Annotated in this window: 22 protein-coding genes; 9 read left to right on the top strand and 13 right to left on the bottom strand. The window is 64.0% G+C overall.

Features of this window, described 5'->3' with window-relative positions; translation table 11 throughout:
* The first annotated feature begins 399 nt into the window (after positions 1–399).
* Together C4E04_RS05295 and C4E04_RS05300 are read left to right on the top strand one after the other, a co-directional pair.
* Positions 400–999 (top strand): hypothetical protein, encoded by a 600-nt coding sequence (locus tag C4E04_RS05295; protein WP_109595639.1) that lies wholly within the window; start codon positions 400–402, stop codon positions 997–999.
* Between the two features lie 80 nt (positions 1,000–1,079).
* Positions 1,080–2,099 carry a Tim44 domain-containing protein gene (locus C4E04_RS05300; protein WP_109595641.1) on the top strand — a complete coding sequence of 340 codons (1,020 nt, stop codon included), beginning with the start codon at positions 1,080–1,082 and terminating at the stop codon, positions 2,097–2,099.
* A 69-nt stretch (positions 2,100–2,168) separates the two neighbouring features.
* On the opposite strand, the gene C4E04_RS05305 is transcribed toward C4E04_RS05300, so the two are convergent.
* The gene (locus C4E04_RS05305) at positions 2,169–2,750 is read right to left on the bottom strand and encodes a type 1 glutamine amidotransferase domain-containing protein (protein ID WP_109595643.1); all 582 of its coding nucleotides are present in this window, start codon (positions 2,748–2,750) and stop codon (positions 2,169–2,171) included.
* Positions 2,751–2,911: 161 nt separating this feature from the next.
* Between C4E04_RS05305 and C4E04_RS21715 the strand changes: the two genes are divergently transcribed.
* Together C4E04_RS21715 and C4E04_RS05315 are read left to right on the top strand one after the other, a co-directional pair.
* Complete coding sequence (locus tag C4E04_RS21715; RefSeq protein ID WP_109595645.1) at positions 2,912–3,130, top strand: hypothetical protein; 219 nt, start codon at positions 2,912–2,914, stop codon at positions 3,128–3,130.
* 20 nt (positions 3,131–3,150) lie between these two features.
* Positions 3,151–3,324 (top strand): hypothetical protein, encoded by a 174-nt coding sequence (locus C4E04_RS05315; protein WP_162559290.1) that lies wholly within the window; start codon positions 3,151–3,153, stop codon positions 3,322–3,324.
* A 22-nt stretch (positions 3,325–3,346) separates the two neighbouring features.
* Here C4E04_RS05315 and C4E04_RS05320 read toward each other — a convergent pair whose 3' ends face one another.
* From C4E04_RS05320 to C4E04_RS21320, 5 genes are all read right to left on the bottom strand, one after another.
* A complete protein-coding gene (locus tag C4E04_RS05320; RefSeq protein WP_162559291.1) occupies positions 3,347–4,069 on the bottom strand; it encodes a metallophosphoesterase in 723 nt (240 codons plus the stop codon).
* Positions 4,062–4,877 (bottom strand): nucleotidyltransferase family protein, encoded by an 816-nt coding sequence (locus C4E04_RS05325; RefSeq protein ID WP_109595649.1) that lies wholly within the window; start codon positions 4,875–4,877, stop codon positions 4,062–4,064. The genes C4E04_RS05320 and C4E04_RS05325 overlap by 8 nt, the downstream gene beginning before the upstream one ends.
* Positions 4,878–4,970: 93 nt before the next feature.
* The gene (locus C4E04_RS05330) at positions 4,971–6,554 is read right to left on the bottom strand and encodes a class I SAM-dependent methyltransferase (RefSeq protein ID WP_109595651.1); all 1,584 of its coding nucleotides are present in this window, start codon (positions 6,552–6,554) and stop codon (positions 4,971–4,973) included.
* A gap of 96 nt (positions 6,555–6,650) precedes the next feature.
* The gene (locus C4E04_RS05335; RefSeq protein ID WP_109595653.1) at positions 6,651–7,025 is read right to left on the bottom strand and encodes a hypothetical protein; all 375 of its coding nucleotides are present in this window, start codon (positions 7,023–7,025) and stop codon (positions 6,651–6,653) included.
* A 158-nt stretch (positions 7,026–7,183) separates the two neighbouring features.
* Positions 7,184–8,134: a BON domain-containing protein gene (locus C4E04_RS21320; RefSeq protein WP_162559292.1), complete on the bottom strand. Its 951-nt coding sequence runs from the start codon at positions 8,132–8,134 to the stop codon at positions 7,184–7,186.
* A 351-nt stretch (positions 8,135–8,485) separates the two neighbouring features.
* Here C4E04_RS21320 and C4E04_RS05345 point away from each other — a divergent pair, with 351 nt between their 5' ends.
* Both C4E04_RS05345 and infA read left to right on the top strand, forming a co-directional pair.
* Positions 8,486–8,695, top strand: a complete 210-nt coding sequence (locus C4E04_RS05345) for a cold-shock protein (RefSeq protein ID WP_109595655.1) — start codon at positions 8,486–8,488, stop codon at positions 8,693–8,695.
* Positions 8,696–8,790: 95 nt separating this feature from the next.
* Positions 8,791–9,069: a translation initiation factor IF-1 gene (infA, locus tag C4E04_RS05350; RefSeq protein ID WP_109595657.1), complete on the top strand. Its 279-nt coding sequence runs from the start codon at positions 8,791–8,793 to the stop codon at positions 9,067–9,069.
* Between the two features lie 16 nt (positions 9,070–9,085).
* On the opposite strand, the gene C4E04_RS05355 is transcribed toward infA, so the two are convergent.
* Positions 9,086–9,634, bottom strand: coding sequence for a sigma-70 family RNA polymerase sigma factor (locus C4E04_RS05355; RefSeq protein ID WP_109595659.1), 549 nt, complete (start codon positions 9,632–9,634; stop codon positions 9,086–9,088).
* Positions 9,631–9,837, bottom strand: coding sequence for a NepR family anti-sigma factor (locus C4E04_RS05360; RefSeq protein ID WP_109595661.1), 207 nt, complete (start codon positions 9,835–9,837; stop codon positions 9,631–9,633). The genes C4E04_RS05355 and C4E04_RS05360 overlap by 4 nt, the downstream gene beginning before the upstream one ends.
* Before the next feature lie 280 nt (positions 9,838–10,117).
* Between C4E04_RS05360 and C4E04_RS05365 the strand changes: the two genes are divergently transcribed.
* Complete coding sequence (locus tag C4E04_RS05365) at positions 10,118–10,276, top strand: DUF3309 family protein (RefSeq protein ID WP_109595663.1); 159 nt, start codon at positions 10,118–10,120, stop codon at positions 10,274–10,276.
* 441 nt (positions 10,277–10,717) lie between these two features.
* Here the strand turns inward: C4E04_RS05365 and C4E04_RS05370 are convergent, their stop codons facing one another.
* Positions 10,718–11,068 (bottom strand): hypothetical protein, encoded by a 351-nt coding sequence (locus tag C4E04_RS05370; protein ID WP_109595665.1) that lies wholly within the window; start codon positions 11,066–11,068, stop codon positions 10,718–10,720.
* 366 nt (positions 11,069–11,434) lie between these two features.
* Between C4E04_RS05370 and cml the strand changes: the two genes are divergently transcribed.
* A complete protein-coding gene (gene cml, locus C4E04_RS05375; protein WP_109595667.1) occupies positions 11,435–12,634 on the top strand; it encodes a CmlA/FloR family chloramphenicol efflux MFS transporter in 1,200 nt (399 codons plus the stop codon).
* A gap of 20 nt (positions 12,635–12,654) precedes the next feature.
* Here cml and uvrB read toward each other — a convergent pair whose 3' ends face one another.
* Positions 12,655–15,369 (bottom strand): excinuclease ABC subunit UvrB, encoded by a 2,715-nt coding sequence (gene uvrB / locus C4E04_RS05380; protein WP_109595669.1) that lies wholly within the window; start codon positions 15,367–15,369, stop codon positions 12,655–12,657.
* 221 nt (positions 15,370–15,590) lie between these two features.
* Between uvrB and C4E04_RS05385 the strand changes: the two genes are divergently transcribed.
* Positions 15,591–16,397, top strand: a complete 807-nt coding sequence (locus tag C4E04_RS05385) for a restriction endonuclease (protein ID WP_245416241.1) — start codon at positions 15,591–15,593, stop codon at positions 16,395–16,397.
* Positions 16,398–16,484: 87 nt separating this feature from the next.
* Here the strand turns inward: C4E04_RS05385 and C4E04_RS05390 are convergent, their stop codons facing one another.
* From C4E04_RS05390 to C4E04_RS05400, 3 genes are all read right to left on the bottom strand, one after another.
* Positions 16,485–19,925 carry a DNA methyltransferase gene (locus C4E04_RS05390; protein WP_109595674.1) on the bottom strand — a complete coding sequence of 1,147 codons (3,441 nt, stop codon included), beginning with the start codon at positions 19,923–19,925 and terminating at the stop codon, positions 16,485–16,487.
* A gap of 116 nt (positions 19,926–20,041) precedes the next feature.
* Complete coding sequence (locus C4E04_RS05395) at positions 20,042–20,239, bottom strand: hypothetical protein (protein ID WP_109595676.1); 198 nt, start codon at positions 20,237–20,239, stop codon at positions 20,042–20,044.
* A gap of 108 nt (positions 20,240–20,347) precedes the next feature.
* A complete protein-coding gene (locus C4E04_RS05400; protein WP_109595678.1) occupies positions 20,348–20,779 on the bottom strand; it encodes a DUF3775 domain-containing protein in 432 nt (143 codons plus the stop codon).
* Between the last annotated feature and the right edge of the window lie 140 nt (positions 20,780–20,919).

Here is a 20,919-nt window from a genome sequence, read left to right on the forward strand (position 1 = left end):
GCGTCACATAGGAAAGGGAAATCTTGTTCTCTTCTTGAACGTAGAGGGAACAAAGCGGGTCTTCGGCAGGTCGGGGCGAGTTGTCTCGATCCGGCGAAAGAATGGATTCCGGGGCAAAGAAAGAACGCAAAGTAATCCGCGCGGCCTTTGTCTCGGCCCGAGCGTGGATTCCCGCCGTTCGACTGAGCCTGTCCGTTGCGGCGTGCAAGCTGAGCCGCTCCCGAAGCCGCGAACCTTACCTTAGGTTATGGACGGGGGGCGCAAGACCTTCCTCCTGCCTTCGGGCAGAAGAGAATTCGATGGCGCCGATGTGTCCCGAAGAAGCGTCTTGGAGAACGGCCGTACGGTCTCCACATTCGGGTTGAAGATTGCGTTCCATTGCTTCGCAGGTGCCCCCTCATGCCGCTCCCGTCCGGATCCTTGTCCCGCGCATTGCGGAAGGTCCTCGACCTGATCCTCCTGACGGTCGCGGTCTGCGTGGTGCTCGTGGACGATGCATTCCGGGCCTTCGTCATTCCGGCCGTGCGGGCGCTCGCACGGCTGCCCGTGGTCCGGTGGTGCGAGCAGGCGGTCGCGCGGCTGCCGCCCTACGGCATCCTCATGCTGTTTCTCATCCCGCTTGCGATCATCGAGCCGTTCAAGATCTATGCGCTCTATCTCTTCAGCCTGGGCCATTTCGCATCCGGGCTGCTCACCTTCTTCGTCGCCAAGGTGGTGGGGCTCGGGCTCGCCGAGCGGCTCTTCGCCATCGGGCGGGACAAGCTCCTGACCATCGGATGGTTCGCCTGGTGCTTCGTGAGGGTCGTCGCCATCCGGGATTTCGTGCATGGCTGGCTCGAGGGGACCTGGGCCTGGCGTCAGGCGCGCCGTATCGCGGCCATGACCAGGGCGATGCTGACGCGGGCGGGCAGCGCTTTGGCCCACCTTTTGCGGCCGGACCGTCGGCGTGGGCGGCTTGCGGCGGCCTTTCGGCGAGTGCGGCAACGCCCGATCCTGTGATCGTCCCCCTTTCAAGGCTCGGCAAATACCCCCATATGCCATGTACGGAGCATTTCGCTCCAGAAGGATATCAGACGACGATGATGAAGATCGCTTCTCGCCGCAGCCGTATCATGGTGGCGCTCGCGGCGGCCCTCGTCTTCGCCGGAAGCGCGGCGGAAGCTCGCCCCGGCGGGGGACGGGGCAGCTTCGGTTCACGCGGCGCCCGCACGTGGAGCGCACCCCCGAGCACCAATACGGCGCCGGGCGCGGCCGCTCCGATCCAGCGCTCGCAGATCCCCAACCAGGGTCCGACGGTCAACCGTCCGGGCATGCCTAACCCTGCGGCCGCACAGCCGCGCCGCTTCGGCTTCGGCTCGGGCCTCATGGCGGGCCTTCTCGGCGCCGGCCTGTTCGGCATGCTGATGGGCCACGGCTTCTTCGGCGGCCTCTCGGGCCTCGGCTCGTTCCTGGGGCTTCTGCTCCAGATCGGCCTTGTGGTCTTCCTCGTGTCGCTGGCCATGAAGTGGTTCCGGCGCCGTCAGGAGCCCGCTTATGCGGGTCCGCAGGGCCATGCCCGTTCCATGGCGGGGGGCTCCTCCGTTCCGCCGACAGGCCCTGGCGGTCTGGCGAGCGGGCTCGGTGGCCTCGGCGGCCTGGGTGCTGGCCTTGGACGGGCAGCTGGCGCCAGCTCGGCACGTCCCGGAGCTCGGGATGAGGTCGGGATCGGCGAGCAGGATTTCGCCGCCTTTGAGCGTGCTCTGACCGAGGTGCAGGATGCCTATTCGCGCCACGACGCGGAGAAGCTCTGGTCGCTCGCGACCCCCGAGATGGCCGGCTACATGCAGGAAGAGCTGAACGACAACGCCGCCCGCGGCGTAGTCAACACGGTCTCGGGCGTGCGCCTGCTCCAGGGCGATCTGGCCGAAGCCTGGCGCGAGGGGAGCGCAGATTACGCGACCGTCGCCATGCGCTACTCCCTGGTCGACGTCACGACCGACAAGGCGACCGGACGGGTGGTGGAAGGCGATCCTTCCCGGCCTGTCGAGGCCACCGAGATCTGGACCTTCCGCCGCGACCAGGGCGGACCCTGGAAGCTCTCGGCGATCCAGCAGGGCTAATCCCCAACCATTGCAAAACAGAACGGCCGGCTTTTCGCCGGCCGTTTTTTCATGTCTGGGCGAAGATCCTTACTCTGCGGCCTGACGGCGGCCCGAATGGCGGCCCTCCCGGATCTCCTCGACGATCTTGGCGCAGAATGCATCCAGGTCTCCGGGATTGCGGCTGGTGATCAGGCCCTGGTCGGTGACCACCGCCTCGTCCCGCCACCGGCCGCCCGCGTTCATCACGTCCGTCTTGATGGAGTGGTAGGAGGTGCATTGCCGGTCTCTGATCACGCCGGCCTCGACGAGAAGCCAGGGTGCGTGGCAGATCGCGGCGACCACTTTGGCGCTCCCGTAGAAGGTGCGGACAATCTCGACGGCCTTCGGCTCCACTCGGAGAAGGTCCGGGTTGATCTGCCCGCCGGGCAGCACAAGGGCGTCGAACTCGTCCGGCTTCACGTCGTCCAGGTTCCGGTCGACCTTCACGCTTTCGCCCCAATCCTTCTTGTTCCAGCCGCGGATGCTCTCCTGCTGCATGCGCGACGTCGGCGAGGCGACGACGACCGTTGCGCCGGCTTCGGACAGCTTCTTTAGGGGGACCATCAGTTCCGACTGCTCGAAGCCGTCGGTGGCCATGATGAGGATCTTCGCCTGCTTGATGTCGGGCATGGGACTCTCCGTCGTTGAAGGGGGGACGGGCGGGCAACGGGCAATCGGACTGGGAGTTCCGCCGAGGGCCCGAGGGCGTCCCATGGCCGCACGCTTCTGCGGAACCCCTTCGGAGCGCTGCGGTTGACCAACCGAAACCTGCAACCCGTGAAGGATGAGAAATGGTCAATCCAGGCACCCCGACCCGCGAGCCGACACCGGGCGGCCACATTCCGAGCAAGGTGCCCCCCGCATCCCCGGATGAGCGTCCCGATACGGGGCCGACCGGGCCGCGGACGCCTTACCCTGTGAACGATCCCGGTATCTCGGACCCCAAGGGTCCCGGCTCAGAGCCTGATTATCTGCCCGGCAATCCCACCGATCCGGGAACGCGTTTTTGAGGCAGCTGAGGGAGGCCGTAATGGAGGTTTCGATCAGGAGACAGCAGGTCAATCACCGGCCGGCAATGGCGGTTTATGTGTCTGGCCGGTGCGTCGAAACGGGTCTGAGTGAACAGCAGGCCTTCGCGAAGATGGCGGAACTCCTCAATGCACAATTCGCCGAGGCGAAGAGCCATCAGGATCAGCAAATGTAGAGAAGCTCAGCGCGATCCGGGTTCAGATTTCCAGGATCGCGTAAGGCTTGCCGGTCGGCTTCTCGATGTGTTTTGCGACGTTGTAGACCGGCTGCCCGCCCGGCGTGCGGCCTTCGAAGCGGCCGCGATGGGCGTGGCCATGCACGATGGCCGAGACCTTGAAGCGGTCGATGGTCTCGGCAAGACGTGACGAGCCGAGGAAGGGATAGATCTCGAGAGGCTCGCTCTCGATGGTCTCGACGATAGGGGCATAATGCAGGATCACGAGGGAGCGCTTGGCGCGCACCTGGCGCATGGCGTTCTCGAGCTTGATGGTTTCGTTCATGGCCTCGCCCACGAACTGCTTGATGGCCGGCTCGCCGAACGAGCCGAGCATGCGCCGCCCGAATCCGCCCGCGAACCCTTTCACACCCACGAAACCGACGCCGTCGATCTCGCAGGACTGGCCGTCCAGGACGCGCATGCCCGCTTCGCGCAGGATCTGCGTGACCTCTTCGGGTGCGCCGCATTCATAATCGTGATTGCCCAGGACACCGACGATAGGGATCGAGCAGGCTTTGATGTCCTGCGCCAGGATCTCGGCCTCCCGCGGCTTGCCGAGGTCCGTCAGGTCCCCGGTCAGGACGAGCACGTCGGCATCCTTTGAGACTTCGGCGAACAGGTCGCGATAGGAGGAGTTGCTGTCTTCGCGCACGTGGAGGTCGCCCATTGCAGCGACCCTCAGAAGAGGCTGTTCGTCAGTCATTCCGCCAATCGCCTTCGCCGCCCACATCGGCGAAGCCCCATTCCTTTACGTCAATCTCGTAATCCACGCGGGAGAACATGCGCCCTCGGCACACCTTCATCTGAGGCGGCGGCAGGTCGAGCTGCTTGGAGAGACGGTCGAGCAGCTCGTCCATGACCCAGCGGGGGACGTTGTCCCGCTCGGTCGGATAGATCCAGCGGAAGTTGAGGAGATGCATGAGCAGCACCTCCCAGTGCACTTCCATGTAGCCGAGCAGGCGGTGCCAATCGATCAGGTCGTGGGCCTTGAGAATGGTATGGGCCACATCGGCCCCGTCGTAGCGGTGACGGAGCTGAATAAAGCACTTGGACCAGACGAGCTCGGTCGGGCCGACGATGCGGACCGGAGTTCCGAAGACCTCGATCTGCCGGGCATTTTCGAACCACTGATCGCCGATCGGCATGGTGCCGTTCGAGGAGGCGAAGATCACGTCGAAGAAATAGCGGCCTTTGAAGACCTTGCCGAGCCAGCGGTCGTCCTCGATCTCGACCGCGTAGCCGAGATTCTTGAAATGGGATAGGACCCGCGTGTAGTCGCCGGCCTTGCAGAAGATATCGAGATCCTTGGTCGGGCGGGTAATGCCCGTATAGGCCGAGAGCGCATAGGTCCCGGCCAGCAGGAAGGGCAGGCCGAGAGCGTTCAGTTCCCGCAGGGCCTCCGCATAGAAGGCCTCCGCCTCGGGATATTTCAGGGTCGGCTCGGCCTTGGCGTCGATGATCGGAACGCCGGGATGAGCGATGGGGGTAAAGTCCGGGTTGTGTACCGTCATCTGCCTCTTCCGCAGGGCGCACTTCGCCCGCGTTCGACAACCGGATGGCGGTAATGAAGTTCCTTGGCCTGACGAAAGCGTGACCGGAGGAGGTCACGCCTGCCGGCGCAGATCCTGGACCTTGCCGGGAGACGGCGGCCCTGCGTCGATGCCCAGAGCCGCAAGGACGGGCGCGAGCTTTTCGTCGAACTGGACGATCTTCCCCCGGAGTTCCGCCACGTGCTCCTCGCGGGTCGTAAGCGGCTTTCCTTCCCGGGCGAGCCTGTGCCCTGTCTCCATCATGCAGCGCCAGACGAAATCGGGAATGTCGGCCTCCCGGCGCCTGCGCCCGAGCCAGATCATCTGGTCGATCTGGTCGACCCTGACCCCGCTCCCGGTCACGGGTGATGCGAATGTGAGCGCGATGGGCTCATGCACGTTCCGTGTCGCGACGGCTTCGTTGAAGGCCTCCGTCCGCGCCTTGCGCTCCGCAAGCGCCTGCGCGTCGAGGCCGGGATGGCAGTTGCCCTGACCAACCAAGCAAACGAGAGATTGGATGACCTTGTCGAGGCCGATGTCTTCGAGGCCGGGCGAGGTCATGATCTCGCGCAGAGAACGCGGCGTGCCGTCGAGCGCGGACGTGAGAGCCCGATGGAAATCGGGCTGGAGCTTCATGCTGTAGCCCCGGCCCTGCACCTCGGACGGGACATGACCCGGAAGGCACGTCAGGGCGAAGCGGGTATCGAGCCAGCGCTCCCTTGCCAGGGATCGGCTCATCCGCACAGGCCCCTTGATGAAGACGTCCTTTCGGAAACCCTGGTCGACGATATGGTCGCGCAGGGTCTCGCGCAGGGCGATATCATCGATCTCGGCCAGCATCTTGCGCTGATCCGCCGAGAGATTGATCTCGTCGATGGTCTCAAGAGGGGAGGCAGAGCCGATCCACCGCAGTTTCGCCTCTGCGAATTCCTCGGCCACGTCCATGAAGTAAAAGGGGTTGTGGTCCGCGTTGAAATATTCGTGGGCGATATAGTGGGGATCCTTGGTCTTCAGGAGCTTCAGCCGCTCGGCGAGTTTCGGGTTGCCGGCAAAGAAGCGGGTGCCGAGCGTACTCAGGCGCTCGGCGAAATCGACCGCGGCGCGGATCCGTGCCGCCCGGGAGCCGGTGGCCTGCCTGTCGGCATATTCCACGAGAAGGCGCCTCAGGGGCATGACCGAGGCCCATCCGGGCATGACGTTATAGGAGGCGTAGACGAGCCCGCCAGGCTTGAGCTTCCGACGGATGAATTCAACGATGGTCCGGCGGTTCTCGGGCGAGATCCAGCTATAGATCCCGTGGAGGGCCACGATGTCGAAATCCGGAAGGTCGTCCCGCTCAAGGAACTCGGCAAAGCTGTCGTCGAAGAAATGCACGTTGGGCAGCCGAGCCGCCCCCGCCAGGGCTTCCGCACCGGCGACATGGCTCGGATTGAAGTCGGTGGCGTAGAATTCCACGTGTGGATTGGCTGCCGCGAGGACGTTGGTCGACACCCCTTGGCCGCAGCCGAGCTCGCAATAGGCGAGGGGCTCGACCCGGAGACCCGGCGCGGACACGCCCTGCATCAGGGCCGCGAAACTCAGGAGGCTCGGAGCAAGCTCACGGTAGAAGCCATGCGTGTATTCGATGTCGACGATATAGCCCGCGTTCCAGCCCGCCATGCCGCTTCACCTCCTGATCCTGCCAAGAAAACGGGATGTTATACTGTTTTATTAAATTCGTGCAGCGGTTTGTTTGGAGAGGGGCCCTCGGCCGAGCTAATGGCCGCCGAGGGAAACCCGGACGTCCCGCGGGCTGTTGAGGATTTCGAGGAGGCTGTTGGCGATGTGCCGGGCCTCGTCGTCCTTGAGACGGAGCAGGAAGGGCGCCAGCATACCGGCCTGGAGAGCAAGGACCGCTTGGCCGTTCTCGTCCATGCCGATGTCGATGGATGAAGAGGTCACGTCGAGGATCTCCTCGCCGTCCTCATCCCCGGATTCGGCGCCTTCGCCGATGGCGGCGAGCAACTGCCCGAGCGCCTTGACCAGGGAACGGGCCGCATGGGGGTCCATGACGACAGCCGTCGATTGCTCGCCCTTCTGGAATGCGAGTTGGATATTGGTGCCGTCGAGGGTGACGGAAATTCCTGCCATGTTGTCCGAGCCTCCCCGTCACATATGGGGTCGCAGGCCCGGGCATGAAAGGCAAGGGGGAAGTGTGCCATGAGCGGCCCGAGGCTGCGGTCTCCTGGATGGCGTTCCAAGGGAAGAAAAGCGCCCGCAGGGCGGGCGCTCCATGGCCGAGGACGCCGTCAGGTGCCGGACGAAGTCGTCGTCCGTCGGCGGGCTGCCTCCATCCCCTGGGTCGTGCCGGCCCCAGTGCCGGTTCCTGTGGACAGATTACCTGTATCGGCGCTCTGCTGAACCCGGAGGTTGTTCTGGACGTGGGTCACGCCAGAGACCGATTCGGCGATATCCTCGGCATGGCGCTTCGCGAAGCGGTTCTGTACCGTGCCGTCGAGGGTGACCTCACGGCCCGAGACCGTCACGTTGATCTCCGAGGCGTCGATGTGTGGGTCGTCCGTCAGGCGATCGTTCACGTCCTCGCGGATGCGCTCGTCGGAGCGCTGGTAGCCCTTGGGGCCGCGCCCGCGGTGATATTGCTCCGCGCGGCGCATGTCCTCGTCCCGGCGCCGGTTGGCCTCCTCGTCGCCGAACCAGGACCTGACCTCATCGCCGGCACGCTCCAGGAAGCCCCGGTCCTCGCCGTAATCCCGCGATCCGCGCCCGAAGAAGCCGGAGCCATACCGATCCTCGTCATAGGACGAGCCATAGCCACGGTAATCCCGGTCGCGGCTGTAATCGACCCCGTAGCCCGTCATGCCGCTGCGGCGGTCGTCGCCGACCACGTCGCGCCAGTCGCGGGCGGAGCCGCCGGAGCCGTAGCCCGCGGAATCGCCGTAATCCCGGCCCCGCCAAGTGTCATTCTGCCAAGTGTCATCCCGCCAGGGATCGTTCCGCCGGGATTCGTTCCTCCATGCGTCCGACCTCCACGTGTCGGAGCGCTCGTCCCGGTCGTAGCCTGACGAGCGGTTGCCGAAGCCGCGCCGGGCGATGTAGCCGTCATCCTCGCGCCAGCGGTCGCCAGAGGTGGAGCCTTCGCCGGAGCCGAAGCGGCGGCGGGAGCCGTAGGACTCGTCCCTACCGCGCCAGCCCTCGGTGCGGTACCGGTCCGGATCGTAGCGATAGCGGTCGTTGGCCATGGGCGTGCTCCTATTGTCTCAAGAAGATCCGGCCGCTCCGGGATGGTCCTCCGGGCGGTCCTGGAAGCCCAACGGCAGGCACGAAAGAGGGTTCCTCCTTCGGGTGCGGATACAGGGCGTAGGACGATCTCCTGACGATCTCTTGGAGCTGAGCGGTTCAAAAGGGGTGGATGCCTTGCAATTGCCCCATCCTTCCCCTACTTATTTTCGCATCGACATTTGGCCGGACGACTGGGCTACTTCGCTTTGGCACTGCCGAGCGCACGTTCCTTCTCTCTACCAATATCGACTAGCGGGTGATTCTGTTTCGGCAAATCGCCCACGTGCAAACGACAGTGAAAGGGAATTCCCATGGAAACGGGAACCGTGAAGTGGTACAATGAAACCAAGGGTTATGGTTTCATCCAGCCCGACAACGGCGGCAAGGACGTGTTCGTTCATGCGACGGCGCTTGAGCGCGCCGGCATGCGCGGTCTTCGCGAAGGTCAGAAGATCTCCTACGAGCTTCAGACCGACCAGCGGACCGGCCGCTCTTCTGCAGTGAACCTGCAGAACGCGTAAGGGTTCGATGCCGGAGGGCGTGCATGGCGCGCCCTCTTGCACATCAGCCGTTCCGCTCAGGGGCGGCTTTTTGTTTTTGAGACGAAGGGCTTTGCATGGCAAAGGAAGAACTGATCACATTCGAGGGTCTGGTGACCGAAATCCTGCCCGATGCGCGTTATCGCGTGCAGCTCGACAACGGGCACGAAGTGATTGCCTATACGGCCGGCAAGATGAAGAAGAACCGCATCAAGACCCTCGCGGGCGACCGCGTGACGGTCGAGATGTCGCCTTACGATCTTGAGAAGGGTCGCCTCATCTTCCGCCACAAGGATTCCGGTTCGTCCGGCCCCCGTCCGCCGCAGCGCGGCGGCCAGCAGTTCCGTCGCCGGTAAGCGCCGCGGCCGCCGTTTAGGCGACCGCAGCCATGATCGAGAGCGTTACCCGGTCGGGCCCGATATCCTCGTCCATATCGGTGAAGTGCATCAGCTCCGCGAGCCGGTTACGGGCGCGGTTCACCCGGCTTTTGATGGTGCCGACCGCGCAGCCGCAGATCTCCGCAGCCTGCTCGTAGGAAAAGCCCGAGGCGCCGACGAGCAGCAGCGCTTCCCGCTGGTCGTGGGGGAGGCGGGCGAGGGCCTTCTGCAGGTCCTCGAAATCGAGATGCGGGATCTGGTCCGGCTGGACCGACAGGGTCGAGGCGTATTTGCCGTCCGCATCCTCCACCTCGCGGCGGCGCTTGCGGTATTCCGAATGAAAGAGATTGCGCAGGATGGTGAAGAGCCACGCCTGCATGTTCGTGCCCGGCTGGAACCGCTCGATGTTCGCGATGGCGCGCATCAGGGTTTCCTGCACCAGGTCGTCGGCGCGATCCACGTTATTGGTCAGCGAAATAGCGAACGCGCGCAGGTTCGGCGTTGCCTTGAGCATGGAATCGCGAAGGGTGACGTCTATGCTCATGATTGCTGCTTCTCCGGCACCCCTTGATCGAGGCGGTTGATGATCTCGATGAACCGGTCAGGGACCGGTGTCTCGCCGAGCGCCAGGGATTCGTAGAACTGGCGCAGGCGCTGACCGAGCTGGGCCTGGACGGACCGGCTCAGGGCGGGCGATGAGTGTCTCATGCCCGGGACAGGCTCGAATTCATCGTCGGACTCGTCCATGCGTATACTTGCTTTCAATGGGTTATCCTGATCCATGCGGGTTAGCGTCCCCAACGGGCCGCACTCATGGCGGCACCCAATCGCCAATATCTCAACGCCCAGGTTGCCCTCTTCGTTCCCGCCCGGAACCAATTCCTGTTGCGCCCGAACGAGGCCCGGGGGAACTTAATCCTTACCGCCAAGTTTTCGTCACGGACGCCCCGCCGCCCCCGCGGCCGGGGACATTCAGCGCCCTCTTCAGCCCGGAGGGCGCAAGGCACCTGACGGAGGACATTGCCCCATGGCTACCAGCACCATCATTCTCATTATCGTCATTCTGCTCCTCATCGGCGCGGTTCCGGCCTGGCCCTACAGCCGCAGCTGGGGTTACGGCCCGAGCGGCATCCTCGGCGTCATCCTCATCATCTTCATCATCCTGCTGCTGATGGGACGAATCTGACGCTAGGCGCTGTCTTCCGGGACAGCGCCTCAGGACCGCGATAGTTCCGAAGCCGTCGACGGTCGGGTCAGGCCCGGCCGTCACGGTGCGTGGAAAAGTGCGGGCAGTGCCGTGCTTTCACCTCTCCCGGGTGGGAGAGGTCGGTGCGGAGCACCGGGTGAGGGTTATGCTTCATCTGGAGGGGGCGCGCACGACCGCGACGAAGCTCGACCGAATTCCCTCCCCCTTGTGGGGAGGGCTAGGGTGGGGGTGTCGGCGCAAGACTTTCAGAACGTGGCGCTCACACCCCCACCTCCACCTCCTCCCCACAAGGGGGAGGAGAGCAGCATAGTGCTTCCCGCGGTGGCCCATGTTCTGACGGAGGAGAGCAGCGCGAGGCCTCGCGGCAAAGCCTGGGCTTCCCGCAGGGTGGCGGTGACATGCCGCCCGGTCTGCGTCCGATCACCGATTACAGCGGAAGGGCGGGAAGGTGCTGGCCGTGCCGGCATTCATGGCCGCGACCACCATCATGTTGGCGAGGTCCAGTTCCTCGGCGGAGCGGGGACACACCTCCGGACGCTCCGTGCAGCCCGAGGCCAGGAAGGCCTCGTGGTTCGCCAGGAAGTCCCGGCCGAGTCCCTTCGATCCCTGCCGCGCAATGGCCTCGCCCCAGGCCTTCCCGTAGCGGATGCATTTCACCTCGGCCCAGCTCGGCGAGGCCGTATCCTCGGCCCGGGCCGGCACGATTGCCAGCAGGGCGAAAAGGCCCGCAAGGAAGAGGCGTGGGGCCGTCGAGACAGTCGAGAAATTCATCGGACACCCGTCGGGAAGGAGACCGCGCCAGGGATCACGCCGGCCCGCCCGGGTCAAGACGCTGCGGATCGATCCGCGGCTTTCGCCGGGGCGAGGTGCCGGTGGGCACAGAGCGAGAACCGCACGGCAGGCCCGTTCCCGTCCCGCTCCGCCCCGGATTTGTCCGGTCTGGCGCTCTGTGATAGTTACCGCCTCTCCTTCCGTTTGAGACCCTTGGAGCCGTAGCATGGGAGACGCTAAGTCGTCGGACACGTAAGCCGCAACAACGCTTTCTCTTGTTGTTGCGGCGTCTGTCGAACTGATCCCAGCTCCCGCTGACAGGCAGATCGCCGCCCGAATGTTTCCCATTTGAGCGGATGTCTCATCATGTCTTCAAAGCCCCCAGTGTGGGCCTATTCCGTGCCGTCGGCGCTCCTTCTGATGGCCCCTTTCGATATCCTCGCCTCCCTGGCGATGGATATCTATCTGCCGGTCGTTCCAGCCATGCCGGTTGTCCTCGGCACCAGCTCGGCCGTCGTGCAGCTTACCTTGAGTCTCTACATGGTCATGCTTGGCTTCGGGCAGATTGTGTTCGGGCCAATCTCCGACCGTATAGGGCGACGGCCTGTCCTGATCGGCGGCGCGGTGCTGTTCGCGTCGGCGTCGTTCTGCCTGGCGTTGTCGACGGCGGCGGCCCCCTTCGTCATTCTGCGGTTCCTGCAGGCTGTCGGGGCATCGGCCGCCCTAGTGGCGACCTTCGCAACGGTCCGCGATGTCTATGCCGAACGCCCGGAGGGCGTCGTCATCTACAGCATGTTCGGCTCCATCCTGGCTTTCGTGCCGGCACTCGGTCCCATCGCGGGGGCGCTCCTGGCGGAATGGTTCGGATGGCGCGCAATCTTCGTCGCGCTGGGGGCTCTTGCGGTTCCGGCAATTCTGCACGCCCTGTTCTGCTGGCCTGAAACCCGACCTGTGGCGGCTGTCACGACACGCGGCACGTTCGGTCCCGTTCTACGCAGCCTCACGTTCTGGACCTACACGCTCGGGTTCAGTGCCGCCATGGGGACGTTTTTCGTGTTCTTCTCGACCGCGCCGCGCGTGCTCATGGACAGGGCTGGATATTCAGAGCTGGCATTCAGCCTAGCCTTCGCGACAGCGGCGGTCGTGATGATCATCACGACGCGCTTCGCCAAACGGTTCGTGGCCCGGTGGGGCAATGCCGGGAGCCTCCGGCGTGGCACGGCGATGCTGCTCGTCGGGGCGGCTCTTCTGAGCCTCGGTCAGATTTTCGGCCGTCCGTCTCTGTGGAGCTTCATTGCGCCCATGTGGGTAATGGCAGTCGGTATCGTCTTCACGGCCTCGGTGGCGGCGAACGGTGCTCTTGCGGAGTTCGGTGACAGGGCAGGCTCCGCGGTAGCCCTGCATTTCTGCGTTCAGAGCCTGATCGTCAGCATTGTCGGGACCCTGGCCGTGATCCGTTTGCACGGCGACACCGCTTGGCCGCTTGCGGCCTTTGCGGCGGCCATGGCGGTAATCGTCCTGATTTCCCTGGAGTACCTTCACCGCCGTGAAGGTGCACGGGTGTAAGCACCGGGACGGGGGCGGCCCTACCGCCCCCGCCTCCTCTTATATTTCGGCTTCTGCCCCCCATGCCCCTGGGTTGAACGGGGGAGGGGGCGTTCCTTGAAGTTCAGGGGCACTTCGCGGTCGGTGCCGGGGCCCATTTCGTCGAGGCCGGGCTTGCGGATGCGGGTGCCTTCGTCGGAGCGGCCCTTGCCGGTCGGGCCGTAGGCGTCCGCGTCCTCGTCGCCGGGGCTGGCCCCCTCGGGGGAGGCGGGCAGGCCCTTCGGGGGCAGGTTGGCGCTGTGGCCGTATTTGCGCGAGCCCGAATAGCGGCCGGCCTCGCGCTCCACCTGCGCCTGGCGGGCGAGCGGATCGTCGCTGATGGCGAGCTCGGTGGCCTGCAGGCGCTTGAGCTCGTCGCGCAGGCGCGCGGCCTCCTCGAATTCCAGGTTCGCGGCGGCCTCGCGCATGCGCTTTTCCATGTCGGCGATGACGGCCTTGAGGTTGTGGCCCACAGTGTCGCCGGCCTTGGCGAGGCCCGTATCCACCGACACGTGGTCGCGCTCGTAGACGCTCTCCAGAATGTCGGCGATGTTCTTCTTCACGCTCTGCGGCGTGATGCCGTGCTCGGCGTTGTAGGCGAGCTGCTTCTCGCGGCGGCGGGTGGTCTCCGCGATGGCCCGCTCCATGGAGCCGGTCATCTGGTCCGCATAGAGGATCGCCTTGCCTTCCACGTTACGGGCGGCGCGGCCGATGGTCTGGACGAGCGAGGTCTCGGAGCGCAGGAAGCCCTCCTTGTCGGCGTCCAGAATGGCGACCAGCGCGCATTCGGGAATGTCGAGGCCCTCGCGCAGGAGGTTGATGCCGATCAGCACGTCGAAGGCGCCAAGCCGCAGGTCGCGGATGATCTCGATGCGCTCCAGGGTGTCGATGTCCGAGTGCATGTAGCGCACGCGCACGCCGTTCTCGTGGAGATATTCCGTGAGGTCCTCGGCCATGCGCTTGGTGAGCGTAGTGACGAGGGTGCGGAAACCCTTCGCGGCGAGCTCCTTCACCTCGTGCAGCAGGTCGTCCACCTGGCTGCGGGCGGGGCGGATCTCCACCACCGGGTCTACGAGGCCCGTGGGGCGGATGACCTGCTCGACGAAGACGCCGCCGGTCTGCTCCATCTCCCACTTGGCGGGTGTCGCCGAGACATGGACCGATTGCGGCCGCATGGCGTCCCATTCCTCGAAGCGCAGGGGCCGGTTGTCCATGCAGGATGGCAGGCGGAAGCCGTATTCGGCGAGCGTCGCCTTGCGGCGGAAGTCGCCGCGATACATGCCGCCGATCTGCGGCACGGTCACGTGGCTCTCGTCGGTGAACACGAGGGCGTTGTCGGGCAGGTATTCGAAGAGCGTCGGCGGCGGCTCGCCGGGCTTGCGGCCCGTGAGGTAGCGCGAATAGTTCTCGATGCCATTGCACACGCCCGTCGCCTCGATCATCTCCAGGTCGAACTGGGTGCGCTGTTCGAGACGCTGCGCCTCCAGCAGGCGGCCCATGCGGGCGAGCTCCTGGAGCCGCTGCTGCAACTCGTCCTGGATGCCTTTCACGGCCTGCTGCAGGGTCGGGCGCGGCGTCACGTAGTGCGAATTGGCGTAGACCTTCACGAACGAAAGGTCGTTGGTCTTTTTGCCCGTGAGCGGGTCGAACTCGACGATGCTCTCGATCTCGTCGCCGAAGAGGCCAATGCGCCAGGCGCGGTCCTCCAAGTGGGCCGGAAAAAGCTCGATCACGTCGCCGCGCACCCGGAAGGTGCCGCGGGCGAAATCGTTCTGGATGCGCTTGTATTGCAGGGCCACGAGGTCGGCGATGAGCTGGCGCTGCTCGATGCGCTCGCCCACCTTCACCGAGAAGGTCATGGCCGTATAGGTCTCGACCGAGCCGATACCGTAGATGCACGACACGGACGCCACGATGATCACGTCGTCGCGCTCGAGCAGGGCGCGGGTCGCCGAGTGACGCATCCGGTCGATCTGCTCGTTGATGGAGGATTCCTTCTCGATATACGTGTCCGAGCGCGGCACATAGGCCTCGGGCTGGTAGTAGTCGTAATATGAGACGAAGTATTCCACCGCGTTATCGGGGAAGAAGGACTTGAACTCCCCGTAGAGCTGCGCCGCAAGCGTCTTGTTGGGCGCGAGGATGAGCGCGGGGCGCTGCGTCTCCTCGATCACCTTCGCCATCGTGAAGGTCTTGCCCGAGCCCGTGACGCCGAGGAGCACCTGGTCGCGCTCGGCCCGGCGTATCCCGTCCACCAGTTCGGCGATGGCGGTCGGCTGGTCGCCCGCGGGCTTGAAGTCCGACACGATCTTGAACGGAATGCCGCCTTCCGACTTCTCGGGCCGGGGCGGGCGGTGCGGCACCCAGAGCTTGCCGTTCTTGAAGCGGGGATCACCTTCCGTCAGCAGCCTGGTGAGCGCGTTCACGGTGGCCGAGACGCCGTTCACGTCCGGCGCGGTATCGCCGAGATCGGCCGCCACGTCCGGCCCGTCATCGGGTCCTTTCAGGCCAAGCTTCTTGGCGAGCGCCGGGTCAACATCCTCCACGTCGCCATGGATGAAGGTTTCCTGTGCCCGCTCGGCGAAGCCCTCCGCGGCCTCGCGCTCCCGGTTGACCGCGGGATTGAGCAGATCGGCCAGATAGGTATCCAGCGGCTTGAGCTCAGGTTTGGACGCCTTCCCGGTGGAAAGCTTGGGCTTCTTGGGTGCTTTGGCCATGGAACGAATATGGTACAAAACACCCGCCTTGGGAAGGTGGGGCGGGGTTTCTTCGGTGTTCCAATCCTCGCCCTGTCGTTCCGGGGCGAGGGCGGCGAATGTGTGGAAAATATGATCCCTGGTCTTCCCGGGCGGGAAGGGCAACCCTAAGGTGCGGCCCTTGCGTGGAATGGTCGCTGCCGATGAATCCCTCTGAAAGTCTTCCGAAATTCGATGCTCTGATGATGCCGACCATTGAGGCGCTCAAGATTCTGGGCGGCTCCGCTTCCAACGAGGAACTGGCGGACTCCATCGCCGAGCGGCTTGGTCTGACCGAGGTGCAGCGGGCCGTTCTCTCGAAGAACAAGAGCACGCCGGAATTCGAGTATCGCCTGGCCTGGGCGCGCACTTATCTCAAGCATTATGGCGCCGTCAGGAATTCGCAGAGAGGCGTGTGGAGCCTCACGGAAACCGGTGAGCGCCTCAGCGAGGCGGATGTCGAGGAAATCAAAAGAAACGCACGGGCCAACATCAACTCCCGGCAGGATCGCAGCGTGGCAGCCCGGACGGATCGAGAGGCCGACCCGGAGGCGGATGTCAGGGGCCGTCTGCTCGACATCCTGAAAACCTTGAAACCTCACGATTTCGAGAAGCTGTGCCAGCAGCTGCTGCGCGAGTCAGGTTTCATCAATGTCAAGGTGACGGGGCGCAGCAACGATGGCGGAATTGACGGCGAGGGGGTCTATCGCGTCAATCTGCTCTCATTCCGTGTGCTCTTCCAATGCAAGCGCTGGAAGGGATCGGTCGGGCCGAACGTGGTGCGGGATTTCCGAGGCGCCATGTCGGGCCGAGTCGACAAGGGGCTCATCATCACCACCGGCACTTTTACGGCCGAAGCGCGACGAGAGGCCTCGCGCGACGGGCCGCAGACCATCGAGCTCATCAATGGCGACGACCTGTGCCGCCTGCTCATCGAGAACAATCTCGGCGTCATCGTCAGGCAGGTCAGGGTTATCGAAATCGACGATGCGTTCTTCCGATCCATCTAGAGCATTGGACGCAAAAGTGGGAACCGGTTTTGCGGGAAAAGATGCTCACAACCTGAATGCTTGAGTTCGTCTCGGCTTGGATCGGCCTCACGCCGCCTTCCGCGCCACGTAGCGGCCGTCGCCGAGAGGCGTGATGCGGCCATACAGGGCGAGGCCGGAGAGGCATTGCGCGACACGCTGCTCGATGCGCTTGCCTCCACGCTTGAAGCCGCGCGCCAGTTCGGCGGCGTCCATCGGGCGTCCGGCGGCGAGCAGGAGCGACTCGACGGCGAGCGGCTGCTCGTAGCGATCCTTGGGAAAGTCCGGCAGCCCCTTGTCGATGGCGACCACATTCGCGCCGAGGTCGAGTTCGCCGGTCTTCGCCGCCGGGCCCTTCGCGAAGCGGGGGATCTGGTAGTCCGGCCGCAGCCAGCGCACATGGCCCGCAGCCTCCTCCTTCGCCCGCTCGGCATTGAGCGCGACGAGGCGTTCGAGAATCTCTTCGTCGGACAAGTCCGCGGGCCAGCCATAGGCCTCGAAGACGAGCCGGTCGAGCCGCTCGTGCAACTCCCTCAGGATGAGGATCAGGCCCTCGTCCTTGATGCGCTCCTCCTCAGGTGTGAGCGCGCCGCCCGCCTTCAGCTTCTCCAGCACATTGTACATCTGCGTCAGTGTAAGACGAGGATGCTCCGCCTGACGGCTTTTCCGAAACGCGTCGATCTCTTCCGCGACGGCACGGATTTTTTCTTTCAGGGCTTCCGAAGGATCGGGGAAGGGGAAAGTTTCAAAGCATTCTGTGTGGTTGTAGGTGTGATCATTGCCAGCTCCAAGCCAGCCACCAGTTCTCAATGAGTACGTGATATGAATGCTTGAAGAGAGGATACCAAGTACCATTGGATCATCGCTGGCAATCATAACTATCTTACTTTCAGCTATTACATCGCTGGTAAGAAAAGAGAAGATACGGTGCTTGGCTGTGCGCGTGGTTCCAACATATCTGTCAATGTTGCTAACCGCATCACGCTGAGATTCATGTGTGCGGCCAAACCACCACCACATTTTTTTTCGAAACGGCTCTCGGTTTTGGTCACGCTCGGGTTTTACGTGAACGAGAAGATGTTGATAAATCTCGGGATATTCTTTTCTTACGGTATCATTTTCCAATGGGTAAAGATCTATAGCAAATCTACGCTGATTGGCTTGGACGAGATCTCTCCCATTCATATACGGGCGAACTATTTTACGACAATTACTTCCATATTTTGCGATTAGCCTGTTTTTGAAATCCGCATCAATAACGAAGCCTTGTCCATGAAGTTTATATCCCATGTAGGCTAAGCCTCTATCGGCTAAGAGAGATTTAGCGCTGGTGACATCCACACCCAGCGTCTGGTCTGGATTGATCCGCCCCTCACGCGCAGTCAGCTCCACCACCGGCTCGTCCGTATCCAAACCGCTCTCGCGAACAACCTCGTACAGCACGCCGTCCCGCTCTCCCTTAACGGCCACCGTCATCGCAATGCGCACCGCCGCCGAATCCGCAGCAGCCTTCGTCCAGGGGTGATCCGGGATTGCCATGACGAGCGAGACGGGCGGCTTGCCGTCCATGCGTTTCTTCATGACGCGGCGTGAGAATTCCTGCGTGATCGAGTTGGTGGTGACGAAGCCGAAGCGGCGGAGTGTCGAACCTTTGGCGGTCAGGAACTCCGCCGCGCGGTCCCACCAGTACATGACGAAATCGGCGCTGTCGTTCATGTGCTTGTGCGCGGCCCAGAGCGTTTCCGTATAGGCATCTCCCAGGCGCGCCCGCAGGTCCTTGCCGCCAATAAACGGCGGATTGCCCACGATGAACTCCGCCTCGGGCCAGACGGGCCGGCGCGCATTCGGATAGGTCTCGATGCGCCGATCGTCCTGCTCCACCACTTTCGGCACGGGATAACCGTCCCAGGTCAGCACCGCGTCGTAGCCTTCGCGCCTGCCGAAATTGATGTTCTCGAAAGCGCGCAGGATCGGCTCCGAGGGGTGGCCGGTGCGGTTGCGGTAATGCTGCTGGAGATAGCCGATCCACACCACGAGCTCCGCGATGGCGGCGGCGCGAGGGTTGAGTTCGAGGCCGAGGAACTGGTGCGGGTCTACGGTCTCGCGGTCGAGCCCCATGCTTTCCGGCTCGCCGAGCCTGGCGAGGGTCTCCAGAACCTCGCCCTCCAGCTTCTTCATCAGTTCCAGAGACACATAGAGGAAGTTGCCTGTGCCGCAGGCTGGGTCGAGCACACGGGTACCGCAGAGCTGGTGATGGAAGGTGCGGACGAGGGCGACGGCCTTCTTCTCGTCCCCATCGAGCTGAGCCTGCTCGGCCTTGGTGAGAGCCGCCTGCCAGTCCGCCCGCAGGGGCTCCATGACGGTCGCTTCAACAAGGCGCTGGACATAGGCGCGGGGCGTGTAATGGGCGCCGAGCTTCTTTCGCTCGGTCTTGTCGAGGGCCTGTTCCAGGAGCGTGCCGAAAATCGCGGGATCGACCTCCGTCCATGAATAGCTCGCCGCGGCCAGAAGCTCGCCGATCTCCTCTCGGCCGAGCGCGAACACGGTCGTATCCTTGAACAGGCCGCCATTGAAGTGGCGCACGCGCCCCTCGATCACATGGCTGAACTCCTCGCCCTTCTCCATCTGCTGCCACAGGGCGTTGAGCCGGTGCGGAAAATGGGACGGGTCCTTGACGCTCTTCTCCAGAAGGCTCCGAAAGCTGTCGCGCGGGAGAAGCTCCACATCCTCAGCGAACATGGTGAAGAGGCAGCGCATAAGGAAATGCGCCGCGTCCTCCGGGTTGCAGCCGCGCTCCTCCAGAGACTTGCTGACTTGTGCCAGCCTTTTGGCGATGTCGCGGGTGACGCGGGCGGAGGTTTTGGACGGGTCGAGGGATTGCGGCTCCTGCCAGATCGTCGCGAGGAGCGCGCGCGTTTCGGCCTTGCGCAGATCCTCCATGTAGACGCGGAAGCCGTTGCGGTCCGGAAACTGGCTGTAGGCCCGGCCGGTGCCGGTAAAATCCGCATAGATCTCGAAGCAATGGCCGACGTCGCAGACGATGATGAAGGGCGGCGCCGCATGGTTCACGTCCAGGAGGAAGACATAATTCTCCGCCTGCTTGCGGGCATTCTGCATCATCACGTCCCAGCCGCGCGCGATGCTCCGCTTGCCGAGCTGTTCCGGCTCCTGGCCGAGAAGGCTCAGCTGGCCCGAGATCGCATTCTTTTTACCCGGCAGGCGGGATTGCTTCGCTTCCAGAATGAAGGCGTTGCGCTTGTAGAGATCGATCCGCTTCGGCGCAGTCACTGCATCGCTGCCGCGCGGGCGGACGGCACGCTCAAAGACGTAGTCATTCTGGTCGCGCTCGCTCCCCGACGGCTCAGGGCGGGCGACGCCCAGAAGGTCGCAGAGCTCCGTGAGGAACATCTGGTAATTGGCACGCTCCGCCCCGCCTTCGCGGGATGTCCAGCGTTCGATGAAGATTTCGACAGAATCGGGAGACGGGTAGGCGGCAGGAGGCAATGTCATGGAGATACGTTATTCCATGACATTGCCGATTGTGAAGGCAGGGAGCCCGGCGTTTACCGAGGGGGACAGGAGCCCTCCTTAAGTCGGAGGGAGGGCTCCGGATATCCTTTTTGTCCTCACGCCGTGAAGGCGGTGGGTCCCTGGAGGTAGCGGGCGGTGCGCTCCATGCGGGCACGTTCCTGTTCGGCCGCATCCGGGCGTTCGCCCGCCGGGCGTTCCGAGGCGACCAGAGGTTCGGGATGCGTCGCGGCGGCGGCAGGCGTCGTGGACACCTCCGCGCCGGCTGAAGAAGGCGAGGGCGTTTGGGGGGGCATGACACACTCCGTGAATCGCCCGGAGTCTCGGGTCAATCCGTGTCGCAATTGCGGCGCCGCCGCGGTGGCCAAGCCATCATCCGGCGGATGGGCCGGGCGTTTGCCGGCTCACGCCTCGTCGCAGCTGCGGCCCAGGAGGTTCAGCCCCTCGTCCAGCAGATCGCCCAGGTTGGGAATGCCGATCAGCCAGTCCGCCGTGGACAGGGAGCTCGCGGCCTCCCGCTCACGGGCAAGGCGCACCGCATCGGCCCATTCCTGGGGCTCCATGTCGCCCCGGCCGATATAGACCAGGGCGATGAGGTCGGCGCGCTCGTCATCGTTGAGGCCGGCCACGACCTCGCGGATTTCCTCCTCGGTCATGTCGTCCGGGTTGGTCGTCAGCGAGTCGACGTTGCCGTCGTCGATGGGGTTCGAGCCGGAATCCGGATCGGTCACGCCTTCCTTAACGTCAATGGCCTTCACGCGGGCGATGAGGCCGCAGACCTTGTCGATCCCGATGTCGAGGGAAACGGATTGGGAAAAGTCTCTTTTCTGCGTCATGACAAGAAAACCCCGAAGACGGCATTCGGTTCGGCCTTCCTTTCAGGAACCTTGGCGCGGAAGGATGAGCCGGGCCGGAGGGGCAAGAAATCCGTCACCGTTTCAGGGGGAGCATGGTAAGGGAGCCTCGTTTCCCATGC

It is taken from the genome of Microvirga sp. 17 mud 1-3, assembly GCF_003151255.1.
Classification (GTDB): domain Bacteria; phylum Pseudomonadota; class Alphaproteobacteria; order Rhizobiales; family Beijerinckiaceae; genus Microvirga.

Bases quoted from the DNA above. Each gene is read 5' to 3' on its own strand.
- C4E04_RS05295 (WP_109595639.1), top strand. From the start codon at position 400: ATGCCGCTCCCGTCCGGATCCTTGTCCCGCGCATTGCGGAAGGTCCTC.
- C4E04_RS05300 (WP_109595641.1), top strand. From the start codon at position 1,080: ATGATGAAGATCGCTTCTCGCCGCAGCCGTATCATGGTGGCGCTCGCG.
- C4E04_RS05305 (WP_109595643.1), bottom strand. From the start codon at position 2,750: ATGCCCGACATCAAGCAGGCGAAGATCCTCATCATGGCCACCGACGGC.
- C4E04_RS21715 (WP_109595645.1), top strand. From the start codon at position 2,912: ATGGTCAATCCAGGCACCCCGACCCGCGAGCCGACACCGGGCGGCCAC.
- C4E04_RS05315 (WP_162559290.1), top strand. From the start codon at position 3,151: ATGGAGGTTTCGATCAGGAGACAGCAGGTCAATCACCGGCCGGCAATG.
- C4E04_RS05320 (WP_162559291.1), bottom strand. From the start codon at position 4,069: ATGACTGACGAACAGCCTCTTCTGAGGGTCGCTGCAATGGGCGACCTC.
- C4E04_RS05325 (WP_109595649.1), bottom strand. From the start codon at position 4,877: ATGACGGTACACAACCCGGACTTTACCCCCATCGCTCATCCCGGCGTT.
- C4E04_RS05330 (WP_109595651.1), bottom strand. From the start codon at position 6,554: ATGGCGGGCTGGAACGCGGGCTATATCGTCGACATCGAATACACGCAT.
- C4E04_RS05335 (WP_109595653.1), bottom strand. From the start codon at position 7,025: ATGGCAGGAATTTCCGTCACCCTCGACGGCACCAATATCCAACTCGCA.
- C4E04_RS21320 (WP_162559292.1), bottom strand. From the start codon at position 8,134: ATGGCCAACGACCGCTATCGCTACGATCCGGACCGGTACCGCACCGAG.
- C4E04_RS05345 (WP_109595655.1), top strand. From the start codon at position 8,486: ATGGAAACGGGAACCGTGAAGTGGTACAATGAAACCAAGGGTTATGGT.
- infA (WP_109595657.1), top strand. From the start codon at position 8,791: ATGGCAAAGGAAGAACTGATCACATTCGAGGGTCTGGTGACCGAAATC.
- C4E04_RS05355 (WP_109595659.1), bottom strand. From the start codon at position 9,634: ATGAGCATAGACGTCACCCTTCGCGATTCCATGCTCAAGGCAACGCCG.
- C4E04_RS05360 (WP_109595661.1), bottom strand. From the start codon at position 9,837: ATGGACGAGTCCGACGATGAATTCGAGCCTGTCCCGGGCATGAGACAC.
- C4E04_RS05365 (WP_109595663.1), top strand. From the start codon at position 10,118: ATGGCTACCAGCACCATCATTCTCATTATCGTCATTCTGCTCCTCATC.
- C4E04_RS05370 (WP_109595665.1), bottom strand. From the start codon at position 11,068: ATGAATTTCTCGACTGTCTCGACGGCCCCACGCCTCTTCCTTGCGGGC.
- cml (WP_109595667.1), top strand. From the start codon at position 11,435: ATGTCTTCAAAGCCCCCAGTGTGGGCCTATTCCGTGCCGTCGGCGCTC.
- uvrB (WP_109595669.1), bottom strand. From the start codon at position 15,369: ATGGCCAAAGCACCCAAGAAGCCCAAGCTTTCCACCGGGAAGGCGTCC.
- C4E04_RS05385 (WP_245416241.1), top strand. From the start codon at position 15,591: ATGATGCCGACCATTGAGGCGCTCAAGATTCTGGGCGGCTCCGCTTCC.
- C4E04_RS05390 (WP_109595674.1), bottom strand. From the start codon at position 19,925: ATGACATTGCCTCCTGCCGCCTACCCGTCTCCCGATTCTGTCGAAATC.
- C4E04_RS05395 (WP_109595676.1), bottom strand. From the start codon at position 20,239: ATGCCCCCCCAAACGCCCTCGCCTTCTTCAGCCGGCGCGGAGGTGTCC.
- C4E04_RS05400 (WP_109595678.1), bottom strand. From the start codon at position 20,779: ATGACGCAGAAAAGAGACTTTTCCCAATCCGTTTCCCTCGACATCGGG.